Source organism: Corynebacterium sp. (assembly GCF_012838985.1).
Lineage (GTDB): Bacteria > Actinomycetota > Actinomycetes > Mycobacteriales > Mycobacteriaceae > Corynebacterium.
This window is the reverse complement of record NZ_DUOE01000077.1, coordinates 1-12,068: the sequence shown is the minus strand read 5'-3', so window position 1 is coordinate 12,068 and position 12,068 is coordinate 1. Positions and strand designations below refer to the sequence as shown.

At 69.1% G+C, this 12,068-nt stretch carries 13 protein-coding genes; 6 read left to right on the top strand and 7 right to left on the bottom strand.

Annotated elements, in window-relative coordinates; all coding sequences use genetic code 11:
• Positions 1 to 479: 479 nt before the first annotated feature.
• On the bottom strand, positions 480 to 1,376 hold the full coding sequence (gene mshD, locus GXZ33_RS04665) for a mycothiol synthase (RefSeq protein ID WP_291339722.1): 897 nt from the start codon (positions 1,374 to 1,376) through the stop codon (positions 480 to 482).
• Between the two features lie 33 nt (positions 1,377 to 1,409).
• Here mshD and GXZ33_RS04660 point away from each other — a divergent pair, with 33 nt between their 5' ends.
• Entirely contained in the window at positions 1,410 to 2,183 is a 774-nt protein-coding gene (locus GXZ33_RS04660; protein ID WP_291339721.1) for a DUF2993 domain-containing protein, read from the top strand.
• Here GXZ33_RS04660 and GXZ33_RS04655 read toward each other — a convergent pair.
• Positions 2,180 to 3,217, bottom strand: a complete 1,038-nt coding sequence (locus GXZ33_RS04655; protein WP_291339720.1) for a diacylglycerol kinase family protein — start codon at positions 3,215 to 3,217, stop codon at positions 2,180 to 2,182. The two genes, GXZ33_RS04660 and GXZ33_RS04655, sit on opposite strands and share 4 nt — an antisense overlap.
• 40 nt (positions 3,218 to 3,257) lie before the next feature.
• On the opposite strand from GXZ33_RS04655, the gene GXZ33_RS04650 reads away from it, so the two are divergent.
• Positions 3,258 to 3,971, top strand: coding sequence for an FABP family protein (locus tag GXZ33_RS04650; protein WP_291339719.1), 714 nt, complete (start codon positions 3,258 to 3,260; stop codon positions 3,969 to 3,971).
• A 12-nt stretch (positions 3,972 to 3,983) separates the two neighbouring features.
• Here GXZ33_RS04650 and GXZ33_RS04645 read toward each other — a convergent pair whose 3' ends face one another.
• Entirely contained in the window at positions 3,984 to 4,907 is a 924-nt protein-coding gene (locus GXZ33_RS04645) for an aminodeoxychorismate lyase (RefSeq protein ID WP_291339718.1), read from the bottom strand.
• 42 nt (positions 4,908 to 4,949) lie between these two features.
• Between GXZ33_RS04645 and GXZ33_RS04640 the strand changes: the two genes are divergently transcribed.
• Both GXZ33_RS04640 and GXZ33_RS04635 read left to right on the top strand, forming a co-directional pair.
• Positions 4,950 to 6,032, top strand: a complete 1,083-nt coding sequence (locus GXZ33_RS04640; protein WP_291339717.1) for a folate-binding protein — start codon at positions 4,950 to 4,952, stop codon at positions 6,030 to 6,032.
• Between the two features lie 226 nt (positions 6,033 to 6,258).
• Positions 6,259 to 6,486 carry a DUF3073 domain-containing protein gene (locus GXZ33_RS04635; RefSeq protein ID WP_291339716.1) on the top strand — a complete coding sequence of 76 codons (228 nt, stop codon included), beginning with the start codon at positions 6,259 to 6,261 and terminating at the stop codon, positions 6,484 to 6,486.
• Between the two features lie 104 nt (positions 6,487 to 6,590).
• Here the strand turns inward: GXZ33_RS04635 and purM are convergent, their stop codons facing one another.
• The 3 genes from purM to GXZ33_RS04620 are packed head-to-tail and all read right to left on the bottom strand — an operon-like array spanning position 6,591 to position 9,582.
• Positions 6,591 to 7,655: a phosphoribosylformylglycinamidine cyclo-ligase gene (purM, locus tag GXZ33_RS04630; RefSeq protein WP_291339715.1), complete on the bottom strand. Its 1,065-nt coding sequence runs from the start codon at positions 7,653 to 7,655 to the stop codon at positions 6,591 to 6,593.
• A 26-nt stretch (positions 7,656 to 7,681) separates the two neighbouring features.
• The gene (gene purF, locus GXZ33_RS04625; protein ID WP_291339714.1) at positions 7,682 to 9,205 is read right to left on the bottom strand and encodes an amidophosphoribosyltransferase; all 1,524 of its coding nucleotides are present in this window, start codon (positions 9,203 to 9,205) and stop codon (positions 7,682 to 7,684) included.
• Between the two features lie 26 nt (positions 9,206 to 9,231).
• Positions 9,232 to 9,582: a sterol carrier family protein gene (locus tag GXZ33_RS04620; protein WP_291339713.1), complete on the bottom strand. Its 351-nt coding sequence runs from the start codon at positions 9,580 to 9,582 to the stop codon at positions 9,232 to 9,234.
• Between the two features lie 62 nt (positions 9,583 to 9,644).
• Here GXZ33_RS04620 and GXZ33_RS04615 point away from each other — a divergent pair, with 62 nt between their 5' ends.
• The gene (locus tag GXZ33_RS04615; RefSeq protein WP_291339712.1) at positions 9,645 to 10,637 is read left to right on the top strand and encodes an acyl-CoA thioesterase; all 993 of its coding nucleotides are present in this window, start codon (positions 9,645 to 9,647) and stop codon (positions 10,635 to 10,637) included.
• 75 nt (positions 10,638 to 10,712) lie between these two features.
• Here the strand turns inward: GXZ33_RS04615 and GXZ33_RS04610 are convergent, their stop codons facing one another.
• Positions 10,713 to 11,396, bottom strand: a complete 684-nt coding sequence (locus GXZ33_RS04610) for a LysE family translocator (RefSeq protein ID WP_291339711.1) — start codon at positions 11,394 to 11,396, stop codon at positions 10,713 to 10,715.
• A 96-nt stretch (positions 11,397 to 11,492) separates the two neighbouring features.
• Between GXZ33_RS04610 and GXZ33_RS04605 the strand changes: the two genes are divergently transcribed.
• On the top strand, positions 11,493 to 11,945 hold the full coding sequence (locus tag GXZ33_RS04605; protein ID WP_291339710.1) for an Lrp/AsnC family transcriptional regulator: 453 nt from the start codon (positions 11,493 to 11,495) through the stop codon (positions 11,943 to 11,945).
• Positions 11,946 to 12,068 lie beyond the last annotated feature (123 nt).

The following is a 12,068-nucleotide window of genomic DNA, read 5'->3' as shown; positions in this document are numbered from 1 at the left end:
TGCCCTCAGCGGCGGTGGTGGCGGTGGAGTCGGTGCCGTTGTCGGAGTCGCCGCAGGCGACGAGAGCGGCGGAGCCGACGGCGACGACGCCGAAGATGGCAGCGGTGCGCTTGAAGTTACGGATCACGGGAAAGCCTTTCCGGTGCAGATCAGTCAGTTTGGTGGTCCGAGCAACGCGTGAAACCAGTCAAGTGCGTCACCCCGGCTGCCGCAGTGTTCTCACATTGCGCACAGGCGGACCGTTGCTCACATCCACCTAAGTTAGGGGTCGGACGTTAACCGCAATGGTGTAGTTCTGTGAACAAGTAGTTAACAGTTGAATAGCACTTGGCGAACTTTCGCCCCCTGACCGGGCTTTTTGTTAGCGGGGTCACCGCCTGTCAGGCAGGCGGTGCAGATCACAGCCAACTTTCAGCGGCTTCCGGCTTCTCAGGAAGGGGTCTCCCGCGCACCGGGGAGCCGCCTTCCTGTCCCCACCCCTATTTCCCAGGTTCGCTCCAGACCGCGTGCTCCTCCGCGATGTGGAAGCCGAGGGCCTCGTAGACCTTGACGGCGGGCTCGTTGTCGGCCTCCACGTAGAGGATCACGCGCTCCGCCCCCTTGTCCGCCATGTGCGCCAGCCCCAGGCGGAGCAGCGGGTCCCCCAGTCCCCGGCCCCGGAACGCCGACGCCAGGCCCACGACATAGACCTCACCGAAGGCCGGGCTCTCCTCGGTGTGCCACTTCGTCCAGTGGAATCCCGCCAGGCGGGGCTCCTCCGCATCCCAGAGGAAGAGCACGTCCTCCTCGGCGAACCACTCCGTCTCCTGCGCCCGGGACAGCCGCGCCCGGTCCCAGCCACCCTGCTCCGGGTGCCAGGAGAATGCCTCGTTGTTGGCGGCCAGCCAGGCCTCCTCCACGGCGTCGCGCCCGTGGCGTCGCACGGAATCCACCATGTTGAGCGCCTCGACGTCGTCACGCGGCTCGAAACGGGCGGCGGCCTGCAGCGCCTCCCCCTCCACCGCCATGACCAGCAGGCGACGGGTCATCTCGCGCCCCTGCTCCCGGGCCAGCGCCTGCGCGGCAGGCAGGTTGCCGTGGGCCCACACGTCGGCCCCGTCGACGGCTGCGAGGAGGGCGGTGCCGACACCGCGGCGTCGGGAAGCGGGGGCGACGACGAGTTCACACGAGGCGCCGTCGCAGGCGGCGAGCCCCAGCACCTCCTCACCGTCGACCGCCAGGAGGTGGCGGTGCCCGGCGCGGGCGTCGGTGAGTCCGAGGAGGAACTGCTCGGAGAAGGCGTCGACGCCGTCGGCACGGGAGGCCGCGGCGAGCACGGCACGCACGGCGTCGAGGCGGGCCGGGGAGGTGGACAGGTCACAGGTCTCGATCTTCATGGCCCCCAGCGTAACGCTGGTACATATATAGAGGTGTACGTTCCTCGTCTCCTGGTCATCGCCGTCACCACGGTCGCAGTGCTGCTGGGCGCCAGCTGGCTGGTCGACAGCATCGCCGCCGCCCGCTTCGAGCGCACCATCTCGCGGGAGGTGGAGGAGGCCGCGCGTCTCGACGTCAGCCCGCGGGTCAACGTCGGCGGCTTCCCCTTCCTCACCGCTCTGGTCACCGGCGAACTGCCCACCGTCGACGTGCACGCACTCGACGTGGACGTCACGACACTGGGCATGGTCAACGCCACGACCCGCATCAGCGAGGTCGACGTCACCCGGGAACAGATCCTCAGCGGTGACCTCACCGGGTCCACCGCGCGTTCCTTCACCCGCACCATCCGGCTCGACGGGGTGGCGCTCGGACGGCTCCTCGACATGACGGACCTGGACATCTCCAACCCCTACGACATCTCCCCCTCCGGTGGCACCGCCGCCGAGGCGCAGCTGACGGGTACCCCCTTCAACAGACGGGAACCCGCCACCGTGGTGGTCGACCTCCGCCTGGTGGGCAATGAGTTCCGCATGACCCCCCGTGAGCTTGTCGACGCCCCCGCCGACCAGACCCCCGCCGAGGCGCAGGAGATCCGCGACGCCTTCACCCTGACGCTGGACACCCGGAGGCTGCCCCTCGCGGGACGCGCCAGCACGGTCAACATGTCCGGCGGCTCCATCTTCTTCGAGGCCCAGCGCTTCAACGTGCCGGTCCGGATGTCGGCGCTGTCCCCCGTCGAGGCGGCCACCACCCCGGAGGACTAGTGCACGCGGAACACGTCGCGCACGACCTGCCGCCACGTGCGTGAGGTCACCGGGTAGGCCTGCCGCGGTGCGAACACCTCGATCGCGTCCCGCCGGCTGCCCAGTTCCGCCCGGGCGAACTCCCCCTCGTACTCCCCGTCCGCCTGGAAGCGCTGCGGCGCGGGGCACTCGAGGATGACGTCCGCCGCGTCATCGAACTGCACGGTCCGTCCGCGGATCCAGTCCTCGTAGAAGCTGCGGTGCCCGAATCCGACGAGGTGCAGCATGCTCGCCACGCCCCGCGCCCCCTGCAGACCGGTGAGCCCGAACAGTCCCAGCCCCTGGTCGAAGGAGTTGCGCGGGTTGGTCACCACGGGCAGCGGGCCGAGGAAGGTCCACGGGTTGGTGTTGGAGGCCACGAACAGCGGGACGCCGTGCAGGTCGAGGGTGCGGCCGTCGTCGGCACGCGCGTGGACGTCGATACGCGGGGGACGCCGCTGCGCGCGGATCCACACGAGCAGACAGACGGCGAGATAGCGCAGCGGGGTGGCAGCGAAGCCGAGGGTACGGGCTTCGTCGACACGCGCGACGACGTCGGCGTCCATCCCGAACCCCGCGTTGACCGCGAACCAGCGGTCGTTCCACGTGCCCAGGCAGATGGTGCGGCGCAGGTCCTGGCGGATGAGTCCGGCCAGCATCCGCGCCGCGTCGACCGGATTCGGCGGGAAACCCAGGGCCCGGGCGAAGACGTTCGCTGACCCGGTCGGGATGACCGCCAGGACCGGCAGATCCCGCGGATCCTTCCGCGTGTCCCCCACCTTCCCGAGGAGCCCGTTGACGGCCTCGTTGACGGTGCCGTCCCCGCCCACGACCAGCACCACGTCCCAGTCGCGCCTGGTCAGGCCGCGGCAGATCTCCTCCGCATGGCCGGGATGATGGGTGAAGCGCCCCGTGAGACGCAGCCCCCTGACAGCGCGCAGCAGCGGGATGATCCGGCGGAACAGGTCGGCGCTCTGGCTGGTCGAGTGGGGGTTGGCGATCATGAGGACGCGCATGATGAATCAGCCTAGCCCGCCGGATACTAGGCTGTAGCGCATGACTGACCAGCCGAAGAACACCCCGTCCGACACCCCCGGCGACGCCGCGGCCGCAGCAGGCTCCGCAGGCGCTGCGGGCCACCCCGAGCAGCAGGGCCTCAGCGGCAGCGACGCCGTGAACCTGGCCGCCGAACAGTCGAAGAACACCGCCCACCGCAACATCCCGCCGCTGGACCTCGGCGAGCTGCCGATCCCGGATGACACCGCCAACCTCCGCCACGGCCCCAACATCCACGACGGCCTGCTGGCGCTGCTGCCGCTCGTCGGCGTGTGGCGCGGCGAGGGCCAGGCCGACCTGCCGGGCGAGAGCCAGTTCGCCTTCGGCCAGCAGATCATCTTCGCCCACGACGGCGAGAACTACCTCACCTACGAGTCCCGCATCTGGAAGATCGACTCCGAGGGCAACCCGGTCGGCCCGGACCACCGCGAGTCCGGTTTCTGGCGCATCTCCCTGCAGGACGAGATCGAGTTCGTGTGCACCCACTCCACGGGCGTCGCGGAGATCTTCTACGGCGAGCCCGTCAACGAGCGTGCCTGGGAGGTCGAGACCGCCTCCACGATGGTCACCTCGAGCTGCTCCTCCACCCTCGGCGCCGGCAAGCGCCTCTACGGCCTCATGCCGAACAACGATCTCGGCTGGGTCGACGAGCGCCTCATCGACGGTGAGATGCACCCGCGCATGTCCGCGCAGCTCAAGCGCATCGCCGGCTAGCGGCCTGCTCCGCTACTCGGCGCCCAGCGCGGCGTTGATGAGCTCCCGCACCTCGTCCTCGTTGTCAGGTGCCGGGAGCTTTCTGCCGTCCAGCTCCGTCACCCGGACGGCGACGCGGACGGAGGAGACGAGCCAGACGGACTCGGCGTCGAAGAGGCTCTCGACGGTCATGTCCTTCTCCTTGCATCGCCAGCCCTGCTCCTCGGCGTACTCGAAGAGCGCGGCCTGCGTGGTGCCGGGGAGGATGTCCCCGCCGGGGGTCGGGGTGCGCAGCTTCCGGCCGGCCCGCGCCGTGATGACCGTGGACGTCGCGCCCTCGAGGACGCGGCCGGTCGCGGGGTCGACGTAGATGACGTCGTCGAGTCCCTGCGAACGGGCGTAGCGCAGCGCCGCCATGTTGGCGGCGTAGTTGAGGGTCTTCGCTCCGACGGTCAGCCACGGGGCCGGCTCCGGGGTGCCGCCCTCGGTGGCCTCCTCGACACCGGGCAGGGAGGTGTCGATGGTGAAGCCGCGGGGGCTGGTCATCACCTTGACGCCCTTCTTCCGCTGCCTGAGCACTGATTCCCCGACCGGGGTGATGGTCAGCCAGGCGCTGGGGTGGCCGGTGGATTCGCGGCCCCGGGTGTAGGTCCAGACGCACTTCGCGTCGGCGTCGGTGAGCTGCGACCACTCCTCCACGGCCTGCCGGGTCGCGTCGACCCAGTCCGCGGCGGACGGTTCCGGCAGTTCCATGAGGCGTGCCGAGGACTGGAAACGGTCCAGGTGACGCTGCAGGTTCGCGGGGTGCCCGTCGCGGATGAGGAGTGTCTCGAAGACACCGTCGCCACGGGTGACGGCGGCGTCGTCCCAGTAGATGTGCGGCAGCGCCGCGTTATGGCGGCGGATGGAGCCGCCGTAGGGCTCGACGATGTAGATCAGCGGAGAGGAGGAGTCCATACCCTTGCATTATGCCCCGTTACGCGGGCTACCATCGGGTGTGTGACATCGACTACGTATCGTTCCCCCCTGCTCGACCTCCCCGGTGCCGCCCCGCTGCAGGACACCGACGCACTCATCGACGCCACCGGCGTCGCCTGGCATTACGGCGATCCGCTGGGGGAACAACGGCGCGCACACTCCGGTGTGGTGGTCGTCGACCGCTCGCACCGCCGCGTCGTGGAGGTGACCGGGCAGGACACCGAGGAGTTCCTCAACAACCTGCTCTCGCAGAAGTTCCTCGACACCGCGGAAGGTTTCGGGGCGGGTGCCCTCGACCTGGACATCCAGGGCCGCATCCTCCATCACGCTGATGTCGTCCGCACCGCCGAAGGTGTGCTTCTCGACGTCCCCGCCGCCCAGTTCGAGTCCTTCCTGTCCTTCCTGCAGAAGATGGTCTTCTGGTCGCAGGTGGAGGTCGCGGAGGCGGAGCTGGCGGTGCTCACCCTGCTGGGTGCGTCCGGCGACGTGGTTCTGCCGGCCTCCGTGGTGGCCTCCCGCAGCGTGGATTGGTCAGCTGTTGAACGCCGTGACCTGCTGGTTCCCCGCGCTGAACTCACGTCCGTGGTGAGTGAACTCCGGTCCGCCGGTGTGGAGCCGGCCGGCCTCATGGCCTTCACCGCCGAGCGCGTGCGCGCCCTCGAACCGGAGCGGGCCGCCGATCTGGACGACAAGTCCATCCCCCACGAGGTGCCGTCCTTCATCGGGCGCGGCGACCGGGCCGGCGCGGTCCACCTGGAGAAGGGCTGCTACCGCGGACAGGAGACGGTCGCCCGCGTGGAGAACCTCGGACGTTCCCCCCGGGTGCTGGTCATGCTCCAGCTCGACGGTTCGGCCCCGGAGAACCCCACCCCGGGTTCCGAGATCTCCGGTCCGGCCGGGGGCCGCGCCCTCGGGCGCATCGGCACGGTCGTCGACGACTGTGATTTCGGGCCCATCGCCCTGGGGCTCATCAAGCGCAGCGCGCTGACCGGGCAGGACCTCCGCGTCGGCGACGTCGCCGTCATGGTGGACCCCGCGTCGCTGCCGGAGGAGCAGGGGGAGCAGGCCGGACGGGCGGCGATCAACCGTCTCCGTGGTAGGTGAACGACCACTTTGCCGGATTAGCAACCCTACCCCCGGCTACCCCCGGATTCGTCACAGTGATCTTGCGTTTCTCTCTATTTATGACCCATTTCCCGTGCTCAGCGGCCCGGTGAGGCATTTTCCGGCCATACGCGCTATTGTGTTCTTCAGGAATACACACAGACGTAAAGCCGATGGGGCATCCGAATTCCCTGGATAGCCCTCAATACCTCAAGGGGGTCAGGCCATGGGACGCGGTCGCGCAAAGGCAAAGCAGACCAAGGTTGCACGCCAGCTCAAGTACAACACGCCCGAAATGGATCTGGACTCGCTCCAGCGCGAACTTGCTTCGCAGAGTCCTCGCCGTTCCTACGATGACACTGGAGACGACGACTACGACGATCAGTACGCCGAATACGCGGACTGGTCTGATGAGGATGAGGACCCGCAGCGCGCGTCCTACTCCGGCCGCTAGTCCTGACGGCCGGGCGGTACTTTCCCGCCCCTCATGACACACCAACGGCGCGGCACCTTCCCTTCACGGGGCAGGTGCCGCGCCGTTTGTGCTGCTCAGACGGGTCAGTAGCCGGGGTGCTCACCGTTGAGCAGGGCGCGCTTCTCATCCGCGTCGGTCGCGGTGCGGACGGTGCCGAGCTCCCAGGCGTCGATGTGACGGGCGGTGAGCATGGCGAGTGCGCGGTCGCGGTCCTCCGGGGACACGATGGCGACCATGCCGACACCCATGTTGAAGGTCTTCTCCATCTCCTCGCGCGAGACCTTGCCCAGGTCGGCGATGGTGCGGAAGATCTGGCCCGGGGTCCAGGTCGCGCGGTTCATCTCGGCGACGAGGCCCTCGGGGATGATGCGCTCCATGTTGCCGGCCAGTCCACCACCGGTGACGTGGCAGAAGGTGCGGACGTTGCACTCGGCGGCCAGGGCCAGGCAGTCCTTGGCGTAGATGCGGGTCGGCTCGAGCAGCTCCTCGCCGAGGGTGCGGCCGAGCTCCTCCATGTGGCCGTCGAGCGGCAGGCCGGCCTTCTCCAGGAGGACGTGGCGGGCCAGGGAGTAACCGTTGGAGTGCAGGCCGGAGGAGGCCATGCCGATGATGACGTCACCGGAACGGACCAGGTGGGGGCCGAGCAGCTCATCCGCCTCGACGACGCCGACCGCGGTGGCGGAGACGTCGTAGTGACCGGGCTCCATCACGCCGGGGTGCTCGGCGGTTTCTCCGCCGAGGAGGGCGCAGCCGGCCTGGACGCAGCCCTCGGCGATGCCGGCGACGATCTGCGCGACGTGCTCGGGGACGACCTTGCCGACGGCGATGTAGTCCTGCAGGAACAGCGGCTCCGCGCCGCAGACCACGAGGTCATCGACGCACATGGCGACGAGGTCGATGCCGATGGTGTCGTGCTTGTCCATGGCCTGGGCGACGGCGAGCTTGGTGCCCACGCCGTCGGAGCCGGCTGCCAGGAGCGGCTCCTTGTACTTGCCGAGTGCGAAGAGCCCGGCGAATCCGCCGAGGCCACCGCGGACCTCCGGTCGGGTGGCACGCTTGGCCAGCGGGGCGAAGAGCTCGACGGCGCGGTCGCCGGCTTCGATGTCGACTCCGGCGGCGGCGTAGGAGGCACCCTGGTTGTCGGTCATGGGTTCTTCTTTCTGTGTAAGGAGTTCTAGAGGCTCTGCATCTTGGCGACGACCTCCGCGTTGGCGTTGCCCGAGGGCAGGCCGAGCGGGTACCTGCCGTCGAAGCAGGCGACGCAGAGCTGGTCACGGGACTGCTCCGTGGCCTCGACCATCTCATCGATGGTGACGAAGCCGAGGGAGTCCGCGCCGATGGCGCTGCGGATCGACTCGGTCAGCGCGGCGGTGCCGTTGGGGGAGTCGCCGGCGATCGCGTTCGCGATGAGCTCACCGGGGCTGGCGAAGTCGATGCCGTAGAAGCACGGCCACTTCACCGGCGGGGAGGCGATCCGGACGTGGACCTCCGCCGCACCGGCCTCACGCAGCATACGGATGAGGGCGCGCTGCGTGTTGCCGCGCACGATCGAGTCATCGACCACGATGAGGCGCTTACCGGCGATGACCTGCTTGAGCGGGTTCAGCTTGAGGCGGATGCCCAGCTGGCGCAGCGTCTGGGACGGCTGGATGAAGGTGCGGCCGACGTAGGCGTTCTTCACCAGGCCCTGGCCGAAGGGGATGCCGGATTCGCGGGCGAAGCCGACGGCGGCGGGGGTGCCGGAGTCCGGCACCGGGATGACCAGGTCACCCTCGGCGGGGCGCTCGCGGGCCAGGCGGCGGCCGATCTCGATGCGGGTCGCGTTGACCGGGCGGTTGCGGATCACGGTGTCCGGGCGCGCCAGGTAGACGTACTCGAAGATGCAGCCCTTGTGCTTCGTCTCGGCGAAACGCTCGGTGCGCACGCCACCGGCGTCGATGGCGACGAGTTCACCGGGCTCGATCTCCCGGACGAAGGCGGCGCCGACGATGTCGAGGGCACAGGTCTCGGAGGCGACGACCCAGCCACGCTCGAGGCGGCCGAGGACGAGCGGGCGGACGCCGTGCGGGTCACGGGCGGCGTAGAGCGTGCGACCGTCGGTGAAGGTCAGGCAGAAGGCGCCCTTGACGCGCGGGAGCAGCTCCCGGGCGGACTCGAACACGGTCTTGCCGTCGCGGACGGAGTCCGCCAGCAGGGCCGTGATGACGGCGGTGTCGGAGGTTGCGGCCTCGTCGTCGCCGGAGAACTCGCCGAGTCCCCGCTCGACGGCCTCCTGCCGCAGCTCGACGGGGTTGACCAGGTTGCCGTTGTGTCCGAGGGCGACGTCGGTGCCGTCGGGGGAGGTGCGGAACATCGGCTGGACGTTCTCCCACTTCTTGCCACCGGCGGTGGAGTAGCGGGTGTGTCCGAGGGCGATGTCACCGTGCAGGGAGCTGAGGATCGACTCGTCGAAGACCTGGGAGACGAGTCCCATGTCCTTGAACACGACGATCCTCTCGCTGTCGCCGACGGCGATGCCCGCGGCCTCCTGGCCACGGTGCTGCAGGGCGAAGAGCCCGAAATAGGTCAGCTTGGCGACTTCCTCGCCTGGCGCCCACACTCCGAAGACACCGCACTCCTCGCGGGGCTCTGTCTCGCCGCCGTCATCGAGCGGAGAGAGAGGGGCGGAATCGGTCCGGGAACGGTCCTTAATTACCACGACCACCACTGTAGTCCGTCACAGCGTCACAGACTAATGACCGGCAGAAGATCCCCCACCTCAGCGACCCGCAGGCCGGAGGCGTCGACGAGGCCGCGGGCGAGGGCGTCGTCGATAAGCAGTGTGCCCGTGGCCAGCTGGAGCCACGTGAGGGGGTCGGTCTCGAAGACGTTGGGCGGGGTGCCGCGCGTGTGCGCGGGGCCGGCGATGCACTGCACCGCCACGAAGGGCGGGACACGCACCTCCACGGCCTTCCCGGGCGCCTTCTCCGCCAGGGCGCGGGCGGTACGTCGGACGGCGTCGGCGAGGACGGGACGCGGAGGCTTCCCGACGCCCCCGGGATCGCGGACCCACTCCAGAGCTTCGCAAGGCAGCATAGGTCGAGTCTAGTAAGGTAACGCGGACACCCCGACAGTTCGCCCAGAGAAAGTTTGTCCGCATGCCGAACAACCACAAGTCCCCCAAGGTCACCCTCCGATTCCTCGCCGCCCCCACCGATGTGCTCATGGCCGGCAACCAGGGTGTCAGCGGTGGACGTGTCCTGGAGTGGATCGACAAGGCGGCCTACGCCTGCGCCGTCCAGTGGTCCGGAACCTACTGCGTCACCGCCTACGTCGGTCACATCCACTTCAACCGCCCCATCCCGTCCGGGCACATGGTCGAGGTCCGCTCCCGCATCGCGATGACCGGCCGTTCCTCCATGCACATCGTCAACGAGGTGTTCTCCGCCGACCCGCGCGAGGGCGTGTTCACCCGCGCCTGCGACTGCCTGGTCATCTTCGTGGCCAAGGACACCGCCACCGGCAAGACCCAGGCCGTGCCGGAGTTCGTCCCGGCCGACGACGAGGAGCGCCGCGTCCTCGACGCCGCCCTGTCCCGCATCGACCTGCGCAAGGCCATCGAGGCCGAGATGGGCGAGCAGACCTACGACGGCCCCTCCGAGGCACCCCGCCTCATCCACCGCTTCCTGGCCAAGCCGACCGACATCAACTGGGGCGGCAAGGTCCACGGCGGCACCGCCATGGAGTGGATCGACGAGGCCGGCGCGGCCTGCACCATGGAATGGTCCGGCGAGCACACCGTCGCGGTCTACGCCGGCGGCATCCGCTTCTACCGCCCCATCGCCATCGGTGACCTCATCGAGGTCGACGCCCGCATGATGCGCACCGACTCGCGCTCCATGCAGATGTCCGTGCACGTGCGCTCCGGCAACCCGCGCGGGGGCCGCGAGAACCTGCAGACCGCCATCCACGCGACCGTCACCTACCTGGCGATGGACACCGACGGCAACGCCCTCCCGGCCCGCCAGTTCGTCCCGCGCACCACCGAGGACGTCCGCCTCGCCGAGCACGCGCAGAAGCTGCGTGAGCTGCGCGCCGAGTACGCGCCGATGCCGCTGGTGTCGCCGTCGACGCCGGCGCACGTCGATTAGCGGGGTATTTGACTGCGGGCATCAGTCGGGTGGCCGCTGCCCCGCACCCGACTGATGCCCGAACTGGAATACCCCCTAGAGGAAGTGCTGCGCGAGCATCACGGCGGCCACGACCATCATCGCGCCGCCGGCGACGCCGGTGAGGATGCGTGACGCCCGCTCCGAACCCGCCAGCACCTTCCCGGCGAACACGCCGAGCAGCGTGTACACCACCGTCGACGAGGCGATGAACACCAGCCCGAGGACGAACATCTGCCCGGCGACCGGCCAGCCTCCGGCCGACACGAACTGGGGCAGCAGCGCGATGAACAGCATCAGCCCCTTGGGGTTGAGGCCGCTGACCGCGGCTCCGGTGGCCACCGTCCGCACCTGCTTCTCGACGTCCACCCGCTCCCGCGTCAACGTCGCCACTCCCCCACCGGCCGGTTCCTCCGGCACGGCGGGTGCAGCGGCCTCCACCTCGACGCTCACCGGGCCGGACAGCGCGGCACGCAGCATCTGCCAGCCGATACGCAGGAGCACGAGCACACCCGCGACAGTGACCAGCGTGAGCAGCGCCGGGTGACGGGACACCAGGGCCCCCAGCCCGCCGGAGACCACCACGGTCAGCCCGAGGTAGCCCAGGCCGATGCCGAGGAGGGGTGGGGCGAGGGGGCGGCGTCGGAAAGCGTGGCCGAGCACGAACGCCCAGTCGGGGCCCGGGGTGAGAATCAGCAGGAGGCTGACCGCGAGGAAGCTCAGGAGGTCCGTGATGTCCATGTCCGGCATGCTGCCTGCTTCCCGACGCCCGCGACACTCCCGCTCTTTTCATTCATCGTGGAGCCCCGGGACAGCCCGTGTGACAGAATCCCGCACATGGACGACATTGACCGCACGATTCTGTCACTGATCCAGAACAATGCGCGGATCACGGCCGCGGAGCTGGCGCATCATACGGGGGCGTCGTCAAGCACCTGCCTGCGCAGACTGCGGGCGCTGGAGAACGACGGCGTGATCACCGGCTTCCGCACCCGCCTCGACCCGGCCGCGGTGGGCTACGGCACCCAGGTCATCGCGTTCATCACGCTGGAGCGTGAGGACCGCGCCACCGTCGCCGCCCTGGAGGACGGGCTGGCCGCACTCCCCCAGGTGCTCTCTGCGGAACGGCTCTTCGGCGACCCGGACTTCCTCGTGCGTGTCATCGCCCGCGACCTGGCCGACTACCAGCGGATCCGCGATGAACACCTCAGCGAGCTGCCGGGGGTCGCGCGGATCACGTCGACGCTGGTGATGCGGGAGATCGTCAGGGACGGGCCGATCCCGCTCTAGGTCGTGTTGCGAAAGTCCGGTGAGTGACACCGGCGTGTCTTAAACACAAGCGAGGGTTTCCCAGCGCACGGTGTTGGTGTCTAATCATCAACGCTTGCAAGGAAACCCTCGTTGCCTACTTTA

Excerpts from the sequence above, each read along its gene's own strand:
- mshD (WP_291339722.1), bottom strand. The coding sequence starts at position 1,376 with ATGAAGATCGAGACCTGTGACCTGTCCACCTCCCCGGCCCGCCTCGAC.
- GXZ33_RS04655 (WP_291339720.1), bottom strand. The coding sequence starts at position 3,217 with ATGCGCGTCCTCATGATCGCCAACCCCCACTCGACCAGCCAGAGCGCC.
- GXZ33_RS04650 (WP_291339719.1), top strand. The coding sequence starts at position 3,258 with ATGACTGACCAGCCGAAGAACACCCCGTCCGACACCCCCGGCGACGCC.
- GXZ33_RS04645 (WP_291339718.1), bottom strand. The coding sequence starts at position 4,907 with ATGGACTCCTCCTCTCCGCTGATCTACATCGTCGAGCCCTACGGCGGC.
- GXZ33_RS04635 (WP_291339716.1), top strand. The coding sequence starts at position 6,259 with ATGGGACGCGGTCGCGCAAAGGCAAAGCAGACCAAGGTTGCACGCCAG.
- purM (WP_291339715.1), bottom strand. The coding sequence starts at position 7,655 with ATGACCGACAACCAGGGTGCCTCCTACGCCGCCGCCGGAGTCGACATC.
- GXZ33_RS04620 (WP_291339713.1), bottom strand. The coding sequence starts at position 9,582 with ATGCTGCCTTGCGAAGCTCTGGAGTGGGTCCGCGATCCCGGGGGCGTC.
- GXZ33_RS04615 (WP_291339712.1), top strand. The coding sequence starts at position 9,645 with ATGCCGAACAACCACAAGTCCCCCAAGGTCACCCTCCGATTCCTCGCC.
- GXZ33_RS04610 (WP_291339711.1), bottom strand. The coding sequence starts at position 11,396 with ATGGACATCACGGACCTCCTGAGCTTCCTCGCGGTCAGCCTCCTGCTG.
- GXZ33_RS04605 (WP_291339710.1), top strand. The coding sequence starts at position 11,493 with ATGGACGACATTGACCGCACGATTCTGTCACTGATCCAGAACAATGCG.